This window comes from Martelella sp. (assembly GCF_984369615.1).
Window position 1 is genome coordinate 1 of record NZ_CFHTCS010000065.1, and the last position, 15,788, is coordinate 15,788.

Here is a 15,788-nt window from a genome sequence, read left to right on the forward strand (position 1 = left end):
ACGAGATCCATCGCCCCGCCCATGCCCTTGACCATCTTGCCCGGGATCATCCAGTTGGCGAGATCGCCGTTTTCGGCCACCTGCATGGCGCCGAGGATCGACAGGTCTATATGACCGCCGCGGATCATGGCGAAGCTTTCCGATGAGGAGAAAAAGCTCGTCTGGGGCAGCGCGGTCACCGTCTGCTTGCCGGCATTGATCAGGTCGGCATCCTCTTCGCCTTCATACGGGAAGGGACCCATGCCCATCATGCCGTTCTCGCTCTGCAGGCGCACATCCATGTCGTCGGGAATGAAGTTGGCGACAAGCGTCGGAATGCCGATGCCGAGATTGACATAGAAGCCGTCTTCGAGCTCGCGGGCGGCGCGGGCCGCCATCTGGTCACGTGTCCAGGCCATGTCACGCCTCCTCCGAATTGCGTTCGCGCACCGTGCGTTTTTCGATGTGCTTCACCGGGTCCGGCACATGAACGATGCGGGAAACGAAGATGCCGGGCGTATGGATATGGTCGGGATCGATCTCGCCGGGGGCAACCAGATGCTCGACTTCGGCAACCGTCAGCCGGGCGGCGGTTGCCATGTCCGGATTGAAGTTGCGCGCGGTCTTGCGGTAGACGAGATTGCCTTCATGATCGCCCTTGTAGGCATGGACGAGGGCGACATCGGCGAAAAGGCCGGTCTCCATCACATAGTCCTCGCCGCCGAAGCTGCGAACCTCCTTGCCTTCGGCAATCATCGTGCCGACGCCGGTCTTGGTGAAGAAGGCCGGAATGCCCGCGCCGCCGGCGCGGATGCGTTCGGCCAGCGTGCCCTGCGGGTTGAATTCGAGTTCCAGCTCGCCGCCGAGATACTGTTCGGCGAAGAGTTTGTTCTCGCCCACATAGGACGAGATCATCTTCCGGATCTGACGCGTTTCCAGAAGCTTGCCGAGGCCGATGCCGTCGATGCCGGCATTGTTGGAGATCACCGTCAGGTCGCGCGCGCCCGACTGCAGGACTGCATCGATCAGCGCTTCGGGAATGCCGCACAGGCCGAAGCCGCCCGACATGATCACCATGCCGTCACGCAGATGACCGGCGAGCGCGTCTGCCGCCGATTGATAGACTTTCCGCATTTGCCTCCTCCCAGAGAAATTGCACTTTGTCAGATGCAGAATAAGGCTTGCGGCGGGGAAGGGCAGAGTCGTATTTATACGACATGAATACTGCTCAAACCGCCTTCACCCTGTCCGAGCTTCCGGTGCCGCTGGTCTTTGCCACGCATCGCGTGATCCGCGACTGCAACGCGGAATTCGCAGCGCTGTTCGGCTATGATCGCGCCACCCTCGTCAACAAGAGCTTCGCGCGCCTTTACCCGGCGATCGACGACTTCGTGCGCACCGGCGAGATGTGGCGGGACAATCTGCCGGGCGGCGCGGTCTATTACGACGAGCGCATCATGGCCGCGACCGACGGGCGCCGCTTCTGGTGCCGGGTCAGGGGGCGCTCGCACAATACGGACGATCCCTTCGCCGCCGCCGTCTATTGTTTCGAGCCGATCGCACGGCCGGTTTCGACGGCAAACAGGGGGCTGACCGGCCGCCAGCGCCAGATTCTGACGCTGGTTGCCCAGGGCAAGACCAATGCCGCGATCGCCGAGGAGCTGGGGCTTTCGCGCCGGACCATCGAGATGCACCGCCTGCGCATGACGCGGGCGCTTGGTCTTGCCAACACCGCCGAACTCATTGCCTGGTTCCTCAACAGCGCCGAGGGCAGCGCGGAGCAGGGGCGGTAAACCCGCGAACCGGCGGAGGCATGTCATGGACATGCGCGGCTGTGAGGCAGACCCTCGGCGCATGGCTGCGATGAGATATTGTCAATGTTCGTCGCTGCCGACCGGACTATACTGCGCGCAAGCACAATTCGCTTAAGGAGCAGACGTCATGACTTTCGGACGTATCCAGGACAAGGCCGCTCGCGCGCGCAATCCGTTTGTTCGTTTCGCCCACGGCATTCACGATTTCATCGAGACCTACCAGGACATTCAGCGCGAAGCCCGTCGGCGCTACCCTGACAGCTTCCGCTGAGGCGCCTCGCGGAGCGACCCCATAAGGAAGACGCGCGCGCCCTCCTCCAGAAATGATGTCGATCAAGGAAAGCCTCTCGTCGACATTCTATTCGGGCGATTGAGCGGCCCGTCAGTTGCGTTCTCGGCCGCGCCGGTGTCTCGCGACGGAGGAGGAAGCGATTGACAGAACATCTGCCATTTCAGGTCATGGGCAAGCCAATCGGTCCGCGCTGCAATCTCGATTGCACCTACTGCTACTATCTGGAAAAGGAAGAACTCTATCCGGACGTCAAGCGCTTCACCATGCCGGATGCGGTGCTTGAAACCTATATCCGCGACTATCTCGCCTCGCAGGCCGGCTTTCCCGCCCGGGAAATACGATTCAACTGGCAGGGCGGCGAACCGACCATGCTCGGCCTCGACTATTTCCGCCGCATCGTCGAGCTGCAGCAGAAACATCTGCCGCGCGGCAAGACGATCGCCAACACGATCCAGACCAACGGCACGCTGCTGGACGACGAATGGTGCGCTTTTCTGAAGGACAATGATTTCCTCGTCGGCGTCAGCATAGACGGCCCGCGCGAACTCCACGACCGTTTCCGCACCTACCGCAACGGCCGCCCGAGTCATGCTGCCGTGATGGCGGGGATCGAGCGGATGAAGGCGCACGACGTCGAATTCAACACGCTGACCGTCGTCAACCGCGAGAACGCCGCCTATCCGAAGGAAATCTATCAGTTCCTCAAGGATATCGGCTCCACCTATCTTCAGTTCATTCCGATTGTCGAGCGGACCGCCGACGGCCATTCTCTGGCGCCTGCGCCGCAGATCGACGAGGACGGCGTCGCCTATGATGTGACGGCCTGGAGCGTGCTGCCGCGGGCCTATGGCGATTTCCTCTGCGGCATCTTCGACGCATGGGTCAGCCGGGATGTCGGTCGCGTCTTCGTCCAGTTTTTCGACCTTCAGCTTGGCCTGTGGATGGGCGCTCCGGCGACGATGTGCTGGTTTGCCGAGACCTGCGGCCAGGGCCCGGCGCTTGAGCACAATGGCGACCTCTATGCCTGCGATCACTATGTGTATCCGGAGTGCCGGCTCGGCAATGTAATCGAAATCCCGATTGCCGAGATGATGGCCTCCGACGCGCAACGTCAGTTCGGGCTGGACAAGCGCGAAGCGCTGCCCGCCCAGTGCCGGAGCTGCGATCTCCGGTTCGCCTGCAATGGCGGCTGTCCGAAGCATCGTTTCCTGAAAACGAAGGATGGAGAACCCAGGCTCAACTATTACTGCCGGTCGATGGCCCGGTTCAACAGGCATGCAGGCCCCGCCATGAAGGTCATGGCCCACCTCGTGCGTTCGGGACGTCCGGCTTCGGATATCATGCAACTGCGAAGATCGGGGCGGCTTCCCGGTGTTTCGGCCGTTGCGGGGCGGCCGGGCCGCAACGACCGCTGCCCCTGCGGCAGCGGACTGAAATACAAGCAGTGCTGCGGCAGGCCCTGAGCGCGGCCTTAAGCCTTCGCGATTGTGGCGCGCCGGCGAAGGCCCGCCTCGATCGGCGCGTCGCGAAAACGAAGAACCCCCGACGGCAGGGCCATCGGGGGTTCTCGCATCAGTACCTACAGCATCGGCCCGAAAATCGGAATCGATTTTCGGAAAGCACGATGCGTAGATTCAATAGGTTAGAGCGTCCTTTGTGCATCCGAATGGATGCACAGCGCTCTAGCCGCGCGATCAGGCGCTCTGGCGGCGATCATTCTGGCGGTTGCGCTGGCGGCGCGGACGCGATTTCGCCGGGCTGTTGCGGTTGGCGCCTTCACGATGACCGCTCTCGCGGGCGTCGCCCGCGTGACGCTGGCCGCCGTTGCCGGAGGGCCGGGCGCGACGCGCCGGCTTGCCGGAACTGTTGCCGCGCCCGCCGCGGCCCTTCGCGGGACGGTCGGCATGGGCATGCGGCTCGCCGGAGGCGATCGCGATCTCGATGCCGGTCAGGCGCTGGATATCGCGCAGCAGGCCCGATTCCTCGGGTGTGCAGAAGGCGATCGCCTTGCCGTCATTGCCGGCGCGCGCGGTGCGGCCGATGCGGTGGACATAGGCGTCCGCCACTTCCGGCAGGTCGTAGTTATAGACATGGGTGACGCCGGGCACGTCGATGCCGCGGGCGGCCACATCGGTTGCCACCAGCACGTTGATCTCGCCGGTCTTGAAGGCTTTCAGCGCGCGCTCGCGCTGGCCCTGGCTCTTGTTGCCGTGGATCGAGGCCGTGGCAAAGCCGCGGCTGTCGAGGTGCTTCATCAGCTTTTCCGCGCCGTGCTTGGTGCGCAGGAAGACGATGGCGCGGCCTTCCGGATGGCTGGTCAGTTCCTGACGCAGGAGTTCGACCTTGTCGGCCTTGCCGGCAACGAAATGCACGGCCTGGTCCACCTTGTCGGCGGTCTTGCCGGGGGGCGAGACCTCGACGCGTTCCGGATTGGTGAGGAAGCGCTGCGAGAGATCGGCGATCGTTTTCGGCATGGTGGCCGAAAACAGCATGGTCTGGCGCGCGTCCGGCACCAGCGAGGCGATCTTCTTCAGATCGTGGATGAAGCCGAGGTCGAGCATCTGGTCGGCCTCGTCGAGGACGAGGAAGCGCACGGCGTCAAGCCGGAGCGCGCGTCGGTCCAGAAGGTCGAGCAGGCGGCCGGGCGTGGCGACCAGAATATCGGTGCCGGCGGCAAGCTGGTGCTGCTGCCGGTTGATCGATGCGCCGCCGACGACGATGTTGACCTTCAGCGGCGTCTTGCGGGCGAAAATGCGCAGGTTTTCTGCGATCTGGTTGACCAGTTCGCGCGTCGGAGCGAGGATCAGCGTCTTTACGGTCTTCGGGTCGGGTTTCCTGCCGTTCTGCAGCAGCATGTCGATCAGCGGCAGGCCGAAGGCGGCCGTCTTGCCGGTGCCGGTCTGGGCAAGGCCCATCACGTCACGGCCCTCAAGCACCAGCGGAATCGCCTTTTCCTGGATCGGGGTCGGCTTTTCATAGCCTTCGCCGGCGATGCGGGAGACGAGCTGGGCGGAGAGGCCGAGTGTGGAAAAATCTGTCAAATCAATTGCGCCTTTCAAGGCATGCCGAAACGCCACCCGAGCTTGGCCCTCATGGCCAAAGCCGGTGATTTCGGTTTCAAGAACCCCGCGTGAAGTGGGATCTCAGGGGTGGAAAATGCCTTCCGCGCGCCGGGTGGGAGCCCGGTCTTTCATCAAGCGCTTGACCTGACCTTGCCCGAACCGCTGGGGTTCATCTTGGCGGGCATGCTCACGCGGCATGCGAACAGGTGGAAAGCCTGGGCCGTAAATGAGGCTTGGTCTGGCAAAAGTCAAGCGGCAAGTTCGTCGCGCCGGAAATCAGGGCGTTTCGGGCCGTTTGCCGGCCAGCATCTCCCGCTTTCCGGCAAAACCGGATTGCCGGCTGACTGAAAAGCCCGCCGCCTCAAGATTGCGGCGCACGAAACCGGCAGCGGCATAGGTGCCGAATGTGCCGCCCGGTCCGGTATGGTCGAAAACGGCCTGCATCAGCGCGGCAGACCACATGTCAGGATTGCGGGATGGCGCGAAGCCATCGAGATACCATGCGTCGAAGCGCTCAGCGGACGCGGTAAGCGATGCGAGCGCGTCGCCGCAATGGACGGCAAGCCGCGTTTGCGGATCGATGCCGATCTCGACCGTTCCCGAAGGCTTGCCCGGCCAGCGCGAGACAAGCGCACGCCGTTCTTCCGCGATCTCCGGCCAGCGCGACAGCGCGCGGTCAATCTCGGCTGACGTCATCGGATAGCGCTCGAACGACGTGAAGGAGAGCCGTGCGCCAGCCGGACGGAGGCGCTTCCACTGGCGAAGCGTTTCGCAGAAATTGAGCCCCGTGCCGAAGCCGAGCTCGCCGATGGCCAGGGTTCCGCCGGCCCGCCAGCGTTCCGGCAGGCGGTTCGCTGCGATGAAGACGTGATCGCACTCGGCCCGTCCGTCGGCCCTCGAATAGAAATGGTCCTGGAAGGCATTCGAGAACGGCATGTCGTTTTCGTGCCAGGAAAGCCCGCTCGCGCCGGTTTCGCTTGCATCATTGCCTTGTTTGTGGTCCGCATCGCCCATGGTGAATGGCGATAATACGATTATGACCGCGCGTCAAAACACATCGGCCGATCTTGTGATCATCGGCGGCGGGATCATGGGGCTCTGGGCTGCCTATCATGCCGAGAAAGAAGGCATCGAAACGCTTCTGGTTGATCGTGATGCCCCGGGCAGCGGCGCCAGCAACGGTCTTCTGGGCGCGCTCATGGCCTATATGCCGGACCAGTGGGACGAGAAGAAGCAGTTCCAGTTCGAGGCGCTCGCGGCGCTGGAGGGCCAGGTCCGGCTGCTGGAAGAGGAGACGGGACTGGAAACGGGTTATCGCCGCTCGGGCCGGGTCATGCCACTCTATCAGGAACGTCAGGTCAGGACCGCGCGCCTTCGCGCCGACGAGGCGGCGAGGAACTGGCGGCTCGGTGAGCATCGCTTAGAATGGAAAGTGGTCGAGGAGCCGCCGGAGAAAGACTGGCCGTCAAGGAGCGAGGGAGCGCTCGCCTATGTGCATGAAACGCTCGCCGCCCATGTCGCCCCGCGCGGCGTCGTAGCCGCCCTGAAGACTTTTCTCTCAACCGCCCGCCATGTTCGCATCATTCGAAAAGAGGTCGCCGCAATCGATGCCGGAGCGCATGGCATCGTGCTTTCGGACGGGGAACGCATTGGCTTTGGCAAGGCCATCGTCTCTGCCGGCGTGGGGGCTTTTTCGCTGCTGCAACCGCTTTGGGCGCCTGACGGCCAGCCGCTCGGTCGGCCGGTCAAGGGGCAGGCGGCGCTGCTCGCCGCCGATTGCGATCCGGCTTTGCCAATCTTCTTCGACAACGGCCTTTACGTGATTGCCCATGCTGGCGGCCGGGTCGCGATAGGCTCCACCTCGGAAGACGAATTCGACGCCGCTTTCACGACGGATGACAAGCTTGAAGCCCTGATCGCCGCTGCCCGCCTCGCCGTTCCCGCGCTCCGCGATGCGCCGGTCGTCGAGCGCTGGGCGGGGCTTCGCCCGCGCGGCGTCCACCGCGAACCGATGATCGGGGCGCTGGAAGACATGCCCGACGTGATTGCGCTCGGCGGCGGCTTCAAGACAAGCTTCGGCATCGCCAACCGGCTCGCCGGTCACGCGATCGGCCTTGTCAGCGATAACACCGTTTCGGTGCAGGACCTGCCGGAAATATATAACCTCGAAATTTACTTGAACCGCGCCAATAAAAAACGCGGTTGAATCAGTAAAACCCGTGGTCTCGTCGTATCAGTGTCATCGGAATCGCGTATCGGAAGACATGTTCATCTGTATTTCTCCGTGTGACCCCGATGCCCTCCGACAAGCCACGTTATGCCATCAGCTTCACCCCGGCGCCGCATGAGGCGCTCGGCATTGTCGGGGCCAACTGGGTCGGCCGCAACGCCTATTCCGGCCAGCCGATCGAGCCGCCGATGATCGGCGGCATGTCGCTGTCGGAAATCGCCTTTCACACTGCCCTGCCGCGCCGTTACGGTTTTCAGGGCATGCTGAAATCGCCGTTCCATCTTGCCGAAGGCACAAGCGAGGCGTTGCTGCTCAACGCGCTGATGCGGTTCGCCACGGGTTGGAAGCCGTTCTTCCTGCCGCCCCTGAAGGTCGTGAGACGGCGCGACAGCCTGGCCTTCGCCCCGGCCGTCGCCGTGCCTGCGCTCGATGATCTCGCCGCCGCCGTGGTCTCCGAATTCGATCCGTTCCGCGCGCCCCTGAGCGAGGCGGAACTGGAGCGGCGCGACACCGGTTCCCTGTCGCCGGTGCAGTTTGCCAATCTCCACCGCTGGGGCGAACCGGACGTGCTGACGGCCTTTTCCTTCCATATGCCGCTCACCGGCCCGCTGCGGCCGCGCGACATGGAGCGGATGGAACGCGCGGCGCTGGAATTTTTCGGCCCGATCCTCGCCGAACCCGTGGAGTTCGAGAATATCGCGCTTTTCGTCGAAGAGGAGCCGGGCGCGCCGTTCTGTGTTCACTCCCTCCATCCCATGGGCGCGCTTCCGGCCCGGCGGACAGCCTGAGATGCTTGATTTCTGTGACTTTTGCGGCTTTCCTCTTTCGGTGTCCGGGCCGGTGGAGTAGCCTCGGGCGATACTGAAAACGAGGCTTGCATGAGTGCTGAAACGAGCGGGTATCCGCGCGAACTGATCGGCTATGGGCGCAATGCGCCGGATCCCAAATGGCCGGGAGATGCCCGCATCGCGGTGCAATTCGTCATCAATTATGAGGAAGGCGGCGAGAGCTGCATTCTCGACGGTGATCCTGCGTCGGAGAACCTCCTGTCGGAGATCGTCGGCGCCGAGCCGTGGCCCGGCCAGCGCAATCTCAACATGGAATCGCTTTACGAATACGGGTCGCGCGCCGGCTTCTGGCGGCTGCACCGTCTGTTCACGGGGTTGAAGATCCCGGTCACCGTATACGGCGTCACGCGCGCCATGGAGCGCAATCCGGAAGCCGTTGCCGCGATGAAGGAAGCGGGCTGGGAGATCGCCAGCCACGGCCTGCGCTGGCTCGAATACAGGGATTTCGACATCGAGACCGAGCGCGCCCATATCCGCGAGGCGGTCAGGCTGCATACGGAACTGACGGGCGAGCGGCCCTACGGCCTCTACCAGGGCAAGCCCTCCATCAACACGCTCGCTCTGGTGATGGAGGAGGGGGGCTTCCTCTATTCCTCCGACACCTATGCCGATGACCTGCCCTATTGGGTGCGCACGCCCGAGGGAAAGCCGTTCCTGCGCATACCCTATACGCTCGACAATAACGACATGCGCTTTGCCACGCCGCAGGGCTTCAATTCCGGCGAACAGTTCTTCGCCTATCTGAAGGACGCCTTCGACACGCTTTACGAGGAAGGCCGGCAGGGCGCGCCGAAGATGATGTCGGTCGGCCTGCATTGCCGTCTCGTCGGCAAGCCGGGCCGGACGGCGGCGCTGAAGCGCTTCCTCGAATATGTCGAGACCCATGACAGGGTGTGGATCCCCCGTCGCATCGACATTGCCCGCCACTGGTACGACCATCATCTGCCGAAGGAAGACGCCCCATGATCGCACGCGAAGACTTTGTCAGCCGGTTTGGCGGCGTTTTCGAATATTCGCCCTTCATCGCCGAGCGCGCCTATGATCAGGGCCTTGTCGAAGAACCGCTGACGGCCGATGGCGTGCACAAGGCGTTGTGCACGGTGTTTCGCGCGGCGAGCGACGAGGAGCGTCTCGGGGTCCTGCGCAAGCATCCGGATCTTGCCGGAAAGCTCGCGGTTTCGGGAGAACTGACGGAGGAAAGCAGGCGCGAGCAGGCCGGCGCCGGGCTTGATCGGCTGAGCCCGGAAGAGCATGCGGAGTTTACGGGACTCAATTCCGCCTATATAGAGAAATTCCAGTTTCCTTTCATTATTGCAGTCAGCGGGCTCAATAAGGACGATATTCTCGCCGCCTTCAAACGCCGGATCGACAATTCCGCCGAGGAGGAGCTGGCTACCGCCTGTCACCAGGTCGAGAAGATCGCCGGGTTCCGCCTGCAGTCCCTTCTCGCGGAGTAATTGATGTCCGAACAAGAAACGAGTGTGGCCCTGCCCGATTTCGCCGTGGGCGCGATTAACCTTGCCTCGGCGCGGCTTGGCGCGCGCGCGATCTATGCGACCGACCAGTTCTTTGCGCCGCTGGCGCGCATGCTCAAGGATGATTCGCCCGTCTTCCTGCCCGGCGAGTATGACGAGCACGGCAAATGGATGGACGGCTGGGAAAGCCGAAGGAAGCGAGTGCCGGGCCATGACTGGGCGATCATCCGCCTTGCCATGCCGGGCCGAATCCGCGGCTTCGATGTCGATACCTCGCATTTCACCGGCAATTATCCGCCGCAATGCTCGATCGAAGGCTGCTATATGGAGAGCGGCGACCCGGACGAGAACGCCGATTGGCAGGAGGTTCTGGCAAAGCGTGATCTCGGGCCGGACAGCCACCATTTCTTCGAGATGGAGCAGGATACCCGCCAGAAGGTCTTCACCCATCTCAGAGTCCATATCTATCCCGACGGCGGGATTGCCCGACTCAGGGCCTATGGCTCGGCCTATTTCAACTGGGAGAAGGTCGGCGACGGCGAGGAGGTCGATCTCGCCTATATTTTCGGCGGCACCCATGCGCTGCACTGGTCGGATGCCCATTACGGCCATCCCGACCGCACGCTCGCGCCCGGACGCGGCGTCAACATGGGCGACGGCTGGGAAACCGCCCGCCGGCGCGGCCCCGGCCATGACTGGATGATCCTGAAGCTCGGCCATCCGGGCATCATTCGCCGCATCGTCGTCGATACGGCCCATTTCAAGGGCAATTTTCCCGATACCTGCATGCTGCTCGGCGCCAACCTGCCGGAGCAGAATGACGTATTCAGCGCGGAAGACCTGGCCGCATCGGAAAACTGGGCGCCGATCCTCGACGAGACCAAGCTTCAGGCGGACGATATCCACGAATTCTCCGGCGCTTCGGTGCACAATATCGGCCCGGTGACCCATGTCCGGCTGGCGATCTTCCCGGACGGCGGGGTCAGCCGCCTGCGGCTATACGGAGTGAAGGCCTAGGATGAGCATCAGGTTGCCCGTTGAGAAACTCACCCCGGAGGCCTTCGCGCCCTTCGGCACGGTGATCGCGCCGGACCCCGCAACGGCAAGAACGATCAATGGCGGCACGACCACGCGCTTTCATGCGCTGGCCATCTGCGAGGCCTATGGCACGGATGCCGCGGTGGTCCTCAGCATCTTCCGGGGGAGCCCGCGGCGTTTTCCCTATCAGGTGGACATGATGGAGCGGCATCCGCTCGGCAGCCAGAGCTTTTCGCCGCTCTCGCCCCGTCCCTTCCTCGTCGTCGTAGCCGAGGATCACGGCGGCACGCCGGCTAGGCCGCGCGTGTTTCTCGCGGAGAACGGGCAAGGGGTCAATTATCGCGCCAATGTCTGGCATCATCCGCTGATGGCGCTTGGGAAGCCGAGCGATTTTCTGGTTGTCGATCGCGACGGACCCGGCGACAATCTGGAGGAATATATCTATCCCGCCTTGTTCACCATCGAGGAGACTGCGTTTTGACCGGCCTGACCACCCATGTTCTCGACACCGCGCTCGGCCAGCCCGCTTCGGAGATGAAGATCGATCTCTATCGTCTGCACGGCGAGAAGCGAGACTTCCTCAAAACAGTCTATACCAATGATGATGGCCGCGTTGACGGCGGGCCGATCATTGCCAGGGCTGACCTGGAAGTCGGGCAGTATGAACTGGTCTTCCACGCCGGCGAATATCTCAGGCGCAGCGGCGCGACGCTGACGGAGCCGGCCTTTCTGGAAGATATTCCGCTGCGTTTCGCCATCGCCGACGTGACGGCGCATTATCATGTGCCGCTGCTGCTTTCGGCCCACGCTTATTCCACCTATCGCGGAAGCTGATCCGATGAAGGTCGCGGCAATCGCCGATATCCATGGCAATATCGATGCGCTGGAGGCGGTGCTGGCCGATCTCGAGCGACACCAGCCGGATCTGATCGTCAATCTCGGCGACAGCCTGTCATCGCCGCTTGCGGCCGGCGAAACCGCCGACCGGCTACTGCCGCTGTCGCTGCCGACGGTGCGCGGCAATCATGACCGCTGGCTGGTCGACCGTCCGGAAAGCGAGATGGGCGACTGGGAAGCGCCGGCCTTCCGGCAGCTTTCAGCCAGACATCTGCAATGGATCCGCGACATGCCAAGCGCGCTGGTTGTCGAGAGTGAGGTCTTTCTCTGTCACGCCACGCCGCAGAAGGACGACGTGATGTGGACCGAGGAACTTTTGCCGTCCGGCCATTTCGCGCTGAAGGAGCAGGCGGAAATCGAGGCGCTCGCGCAAGGGGTTGCCTATCCGCTGATCCTCTGCGGCCATTCCCACATTGCCCGTTCGGTGCTGCTTTCCGGCAACCGGATCCTCGTCAATCCCGGCTCCGTCGGCTGTCCCGGTTTTACCTACCACATCCCTGTCGACCATAAGCTGGAAACAGCACATCCCTTTGCCTGCTACGCCATCGTCGAAAAGACGGAAGCCGGCTGGCAGCCGACCTTCCATCAGGTCCGCTACGATACGTCCCGCATGGCCGCGCTGGCGCGCGAGGCGGGCTATGAGGATTGGGCGCGCGTGATCGGGACGGGGCGGGTCGAATAGTAGGTTGGACTTTGTCGCTTAGTGGAGCATCGTCGAATGAAAGATGCGGACAATGAAGGTTATCGAAGCTTTGCTCGCGGAGGTCTGACAGCAGCTGTCACCGTGAATTCCGGCGCTTTGGTCGCTCTTGTCTCGCAACTCTCAGCTCTGAAGGCTCCATCGAATGGTCCCTATTTAAAAGCCGCTTTCATTTTCTGGGTCGTAGGTATCGTCCTCGGGCTATTGGCTTGGGCCGCCGCCGCAGCAGCGGCTCAATCGTTTGCAAATGAAAAACACAGACGTGAAGTCGCTTTTGCCTCGTCGGGCTTTGCTCTCTTTTTTCTCTCGATCTTGAGTTTCATCGCAGGCGTCGGATTTGCCTTCCTGGCGGTTTTTCCGTCCTAAAACCCCACCTTCGCGATGATATCCCGATCAATTTCCTCGATATCGCGCTTGCCGCAAAGGGCCATGGTCACGTCGAGTTCCTTGCGGATGATGTCGAGGGCGCGGGTGACGCCTTTCTTGCCCATGGCGCCAAGGCCGTAAAGGTAAGGACGGCCGATATAGGTGCCCTTTGCACCGAGCGCGCGGGCCTTCAGCACGTCCTGGCCGGAGCGGATGCCGCCATCCATATGGATTTCGATATCGCCCTGAACCGCATCGACGATTTCCGGCAGAACCGAGATCGAGGACCGCGCGCCATCGAGCTGGCGGCCGCCGTGATTGGAGACGATGATCGCATCCGCGCCGGTCCTGGCCGCCATCTTGGCGTCCTCGGCATCGAGCACGCCCTTCAGGATCAGCGGTCCGCCCCAGCGTTCCTTGATCCAGTCGACATCGGCCCAGGAGAGTTTGGGGTCGAACTGTTCGGCGGTCCAGACCGCAAGCGAGGAGAGATCGGAGGAGGCCGGCGCGTGGCCGACGATGTTGCGGAAGGTGCGGCGTTTGGTTTGAAGCATCTCCAGCGCCCAGAAGGGCCGCGTGCCCACCTGCCAGACATGTTTCGGCGTGAATTTCGGCGGCGTCGAAAGGCCGTTGACGAGGTCCTTGTGGCGCTGACCGAGGATCTGCAGGTCAAGTGTGAGCACCAGCGCGCCGCATTTGGCCGCCTTTGCCCGGTCGATCAGATCGCCGACGAAGCCGCGATCCTTCATCACGTAAAGTTGGAACCAGAAGGGCTCTTTCGTGTTCTCCGCGACATCCTCGATCGAGCAGACGCTCATGGTCGAAAGCGTGAAGGGGACGCCCGCCTCTTCGGCCGCCTGCGCCGCCAGGATTTCGCCATCGGCATGCTGCATGCCGCAAAGCCCGGTCGGGGCGAGCGCAACGGGCATTGAGACCTTGCGGCCGATCATCGTCGTTTCCAGCGAGCGGTCGGTCATGTCGACCAGAACGCGCTGGCGCAGGTTGATCCTGGCGAAGTCCGTCTCGTTGGCGCGGTAGGTGCTTTCCGTCCAGGCGCCGCTGTCGGCATAGTCGAAAAACATCTTCGGCACGCGCCATTTCGCGCGCTTCTTCAGGTCGGCAATGGTCAACGGCTCTGAAAACATGAGCTCCTCCCCAATCAAATATGAATGCTCTTATTACATATGAGTCTATTTCTGCCAACCGGCCATTGGAAGCGGTGCCTGCAAAGCGGATTTCGCCGGGTTGCCGGCCACATAGGTCTCTGCGATCGCCCTGTCGTCGCCCATCGTTTGCAACAGGAAGAGTTCCTCCGCAAGGGTGGTGACGGCTTCCATCTTCAGCGCCATGGCGGGTGTGGCGCGGGCGTCGAGCACCACGATATCGGCATCGCTGCCAGGATCCAGCGTGCCGATCCGCCCGGTCAGCGTCAGCGCTTCGGCATTGCCGCGCGTCATCGCATAGAAGCTTTCCAACGGGTTCAACCGCGCGCCGCGCAATTGCTGGATCTTGTAGGCCTCGTCCATGGTCTTCAGCATGGAGTAACTTGTGCCGCCGCCGATATCGGTGGCAACGGCGATGCGCACCGGCTTGTCACGGGTCTCGTAATCCCTGAACGGGAACAGGCCCGAGCCGAGGAAGAGGTTGGACGTCGGGCAGTGGACGGCGACCGCGCCGGTCTCGTGAAGCAGGTCGCGTTCGCGCTCGGACAGGTGGATCGCGTGGCCGAGCAGGGTCTTCGCGCCGAGCAGATCGTAGCGGGCGTAGATATCGGTATAGTCCTGCGCTTCCGGATAAAGCTCCAGCGCACGCTCGATTTCCGCCGTGTTTTCGGAAAGATGCGTCTGGATATGCAGGTCGGGAAACTCCCGCGCCAGCGCTCCGGTTACTTCCATCTGTTCATGCGAGGAGGTCAGCGCGAAGCGCGGCGAGATGACCACGTGGTTGCGCGCCTTGCCGTGCCAGTCGGCAATCACCGCCCTGGTGTCGTCATAGGCCGATTGCGGCGTGTCGGTCAGCGCTTCCGGCGCGTTGCAGTCCATCAGCACCTTGCCGCCGAGCATCAGCATGTTGCGTTTCGACGCTTCGGCGAAATACGCGTCCGCCGATGCCTTGTGCACCGAGCAATAGGCAACCGCCGTGGTCGTGCCCTGGCGGATCATCTCATCGAAGAAGGAAACGGCGATGCGGGCGCCGTGGGCGGGATCGGAAAAGCGCTGCTCCTCGACGAAGGTGTAGGTATTGAGCCATTCCAGAAGATTGGCGGCATAGGAGCCGACCACCTGCATCTGCGGAAAGTGAAGATGCGTGTCGATCAGGCCGGGCAGGATCAGCTTCGGCCGGTGGTCGATGATCTCCGCGCCCTCCGGCGCATCGAGCAGTACGGTTTCAAATGGCCCGAACGCCAAAATGCGGCCCTCTGAACTCAGCAGGCCGCCGTCGTCTTCGTAAACATAGCTTTCGGCGTCGGAAATCGACTGAGGCCGGCGGCTGAAGCTCAAAAGCCGGCCTCTCAGGATGCGTGGCGGTGTCATTCAGCCTTCTTTCCGCTGGTGCTGGACCTGTACCAGGCCACCAGTTTTTGTCGCTCGTCATCCGTCATGCTGGTGACATTGCCGGGCGGCATGGCATGGCTGCGGCCGGCCTGCAAGTAAATCTGGTTCGCGCGCGCGACGATTTCGGCGTCGGTCTCGAAGCGCACGTTCAGCGGCGGACGGTGAATGCCCTCATAGACGGGTTCTGCCATGTGGCACATCGAACAGCGAGTCGAGACGACTTCCTTCGCGGCGGCGAAATGCGGGTCCTCGGCAAACTTCTCGAAAGCGGGGGCCACCGCCATGTCGGGATTTTCCGACTTGAAGAACTGCGGCGAGGTGGAGAGCCACATGATCACGATGAAGATGATCGCCGTCAGCAGCCAGGTCCAGTTCGGCTCGCCCTTGCGGGCATGCACGGTGTTGAAATAGTGCCTTATGGTCACGCCCATCAGGAATACCAGCGAGGCGATGATCCAGCTGTATGTGGTCGCGAACGCCAGCGGATAGTGGTTCGACAGCATGAAGAAGATGACCGGCAGCGTCAGGTAGT

At 62.6% G+C, this 15,788-nt stretch carries 19 protein-coding genes; 12 read left to right on the forward strand and 7 right to left on the reverse strand.

The genetic code is table 11. The annotated features are described in order from the left end of the window. Together AC5DC2_RS07770 and AC5DC2_RS07775 are read right to left on the reverse strand one after the other, a co-directional pair. On the reverse strand, nucleotides 1-398 hold a 398-nt coding region (locus AC5DC2_RS07770; RefSeq protein ID WP_491698092.1), incomplete at its 3' end, for a CoA-transferase. A 1-nt stretch (nucleotide 399) separates the two neighbouring features. Beyond that, entirely contained in the window at nucleotides 400-1,113 is a 714-nt protein-coding gene (locus AC5DC2_RS07775; RefSeq protein ID WP_491698093.1) for a CoA transferase subunit A, read from the reverse strand. Between the two features lie 83 nt (nucleotides 1,114-1,196). On the opposite strand from AC5DC2_RS07775, the gene AC5DC2_RS07780 reads away from it, so the two are divergent. From AC5DC2_RS07780 to AC5DC2_RS07790, 3 genes are all read left to right on the forward strand, one after another. Beyond that, complete coding sequence (locus AC5DC2_RS07780; protein ID WP_024709768.1) at nucleotides 1,197-1,772, forward strand: helix-turn-helix transcriptional regulator; 576 nt, start codon at nucleotides 1,197-1,199, stop codon at nucleotides 1,770-1,772. A 148-nt stretch (nucleotides 1,773-1,920) separates the two neighbouring features. Beyond that, nucleotides 1,921-2,064: a hypothetical protein gene (locus tag AC5DC2_RS07785; RefSeq protein ID WP_156484719.1), complete on the forward strand. Its 144-nt coding sequence runs from the start codon at nucleotides 1,921-1,923 to the stop codon at nucleotides 2,062-2,064. A gap of 161 nt (nucleotides 2,065-2,225) precedes the next feature. After that, the gene (locus tag AC5DC2_RS07790; protein WP_491698094.1) at nucleotides 2,226-3,548 is read left to right on the forward strand and encodes an anaerobic sulfatase maturase; all 1,323 of its coding nucleotides are present in this window, start codon (nucleotides 2,226-2,228) and stop codon (nucleotides 3,546-3,548) included. A 231-nt stretch (nucleotides 3,549-3,779) separates the two neighbouring features. Here AC5DC2_RS07790 and AC5DC2_RS07795 read toward each other — a convergent pair whose 3' ends face one another. Together AC5DC2_RS07795 and mnmC2 are read right to left on the reverse strand one after the other, a co-directional pair. Continuing rightward, entirely contained in the window at nucleotides 3,780-5,126 is a 1,347-nt protein-coding gene (locus AC5DC2_RS07795; RefSeq protein ID WP_024709766.1) for a DEAD/DEAH box helicase, read from the reverse strand. A gap of 297 nt (nucleotides 5,127-5,423) precedes the next feature. After that, nucleotides 5,424-6,161, reverse strand: a complete 738-nt coding sequence (mnmC2, locus tag AC5DC2_RS07800) for a tRNA (5-methylaminomethyl-2-thiouridine)(34)-methyltransferase MnmC2 (protein ID WP_024709765.1) — start codon at nucleotides 6,159-6,161, stop codon at nucleotides 5,424-5,426. Between mnmC2 and AC5DC2_RS07805 the strand changes: the two genes are divergently transcribed. The 9 genes from AC5DC2_RS07805 (at nucleotide 6,160) to AC5DC2_RS07845 (ending at nucleotide 12,701) form a co-directional block, all read left to right on the forward strand. Next, complete coding sequence (locus AC5DC2_RS07805; RefSeq protein WP_491698095.1) at nucleotides 6,160-7,353, forward strand: NAD(P)/FAD-dependent oxidoreductase; 1,194 nt, start codon at nucleotides 6,160-6,162, stop codon at nucleotides 7,351-7,353. The two genes, mnmC2 and AC5DC2_RS07805, sit on opposite strands and share 2 nt — an antisense overlap. 89 nt (nucleotides 7,354-7,442) lie before the next feature. Beyond that, the gene (locus AC5DC2_RS07810) at nucleotides 7,443-8,165 is read left to right on the forward strand and encodes a DUF1045 domain-containing protein (RefSeq protein WP_024709763.1); all 723 of its coding nucleotides are present in this window, start codon (nucleotides 7,443-7,445) and stop codon (nucleotides 8,163-8,165) included. 90 nt (nucleotides 8,166-8,255) lie between these two features. After that, nucleotides 8,256-9,191 (forward strand): allantoinase PuuE, encoded by a 936-nt coding sequence (gene puuE, locus AC5DC2_RS07815; protein WP_491698096.1) that lies wholly within the window; start codon nucleotides 8,256-8,258, stop codon nucleotides 9,189-9,191. Beyond that, on the forward strand, nucleotides 9,188-9,682 hold the full coding sequence (uraD, locus tag AC5DC2_RS07820) for a 2-oxo-4-hydroxy-4-carboxy-5-ureidoimidazoline decarboxylase (protein WP_024709761.1): 495 nt from the start codon (nucleotides 9,188-9,190) through the stop codon (nucleotides 9,680-9,682). The genes puuE and uraD overlap by 4 nt, the downstream gene beginning before the upstream one ends. Nucleotides 9,683-9,685: 3 nt before the next feature. Further along, nucleotides 9,686-10,717: an allantoicase gene (gene alc, locus AC5DC2_RS07825; RefSeq protein WP_491698097.1), complete on the forward strand. Its 1,032-nt coding sequence runs from the start codon at nucleotides 9,686-9,688 to the stop codon at nucleotides 10,715-10,717. A 1-nt stretch (nucleotide 10,718) separates the two neighbouring features. Next, the gene (locus tag AC5DC2_RS07830; RefSeq protein WP_491698098.1) at nucleotides 10,719-11,219 is read left to right on the forward strand and encodes an ureidoglycolate lyase; all 501 of its coding nucleotides are present in this window, start codon (nucleotides 10,719-10,721) and stop codon (nucleotides 11,217-11,219) included. Continuing rightward, nucleotides 11,216-11,572: a hydroxyisourate hydrolase gene (uraH, locus tag AC5DC2_RS07835; protein WP_491698099.1), complete on the forward strand. Its 357-nt coding sequence runs from the start codon at nucleotides 11,216-11,218 to the stop codon at nucleotides 11,570-11,572. The genes AC5DC2_RS07830 and uraH overlap by 4 nt, the downstream gene beginning before the upstream one ends. Nucleotides 11,573-11,576: 4 nt before the next feature. Continuing rightward, nucleotides 11,577-12,317 (forward strand): metallophosphoesterase family protein, encoded by a 741-nt coding sequence (locus AC5DC2_RS07840; RefSeq protein ID WP_491698100.1) that lies wholly within the window; start codon nucleotides 11,577-11,579, stop codon nucleotides 12,315-12,317. Nucleotides 12,318-12,353: 36 nt separating this feature from the next. After that, the gene (locus tag AC5DC2_RS07845) at nucleotides 12,354-12,701 is read left to right on the forward strand and encodes a hypothetical protein (protein WP_491698101.1); all 348 of its coding nucleotides are present in this window, start codon (nucleotides 12,354-12,356) and stop codon (nucleotides 12,699-12,701) included. On the opposite strand, the gene AC5DC2_RS07850 is transcribed toward AC5DC2_RS07845, so the two are convergent. The 3 genes from AC5DC2_RS07850 to AC5DC2_RS07860 form a co-directional block, all read right to left on the reverse strand. Then, nucleotides 12,698-13,846: an alpha-hydroxy acid oxidase gene (locus AC5DC2_RS07850; protein ID WP_491698102.1), complete on the reverse strand. Its 1,149-nt coding sequence runs from the start codon at nucleotides 13,844-13,846 to the stop codon at nucleotides 12,698-12,700. The genes AC5DC2_RS07845 and AC5DC2_RS07850 overlap by 4 nt on opposite strands. A 45-nt stretch (nucleotides 13,847-13,891) precedes the next feature. After that, entirely contained in the window at nucleotides 13,892-15,235 is a 1,344-nt protein-coding gene (gene guaD, locus AC5DC2_RS07855) for a guanine deaminase (protein ID WP_491698103.1), read from the reverse strand. After that, nucleotides 15,232-15,788, reverse strand: a 557-nt coding sequence (locus AC5DC2_RS07860; protein WP_491698104.1) for a urate hydroxylase PuuD, incomplete at its 5' end; no start/stop codon positions are given. The genes guaD and AC5DC2_RS07860, both read right to left, overlap by 4 nt.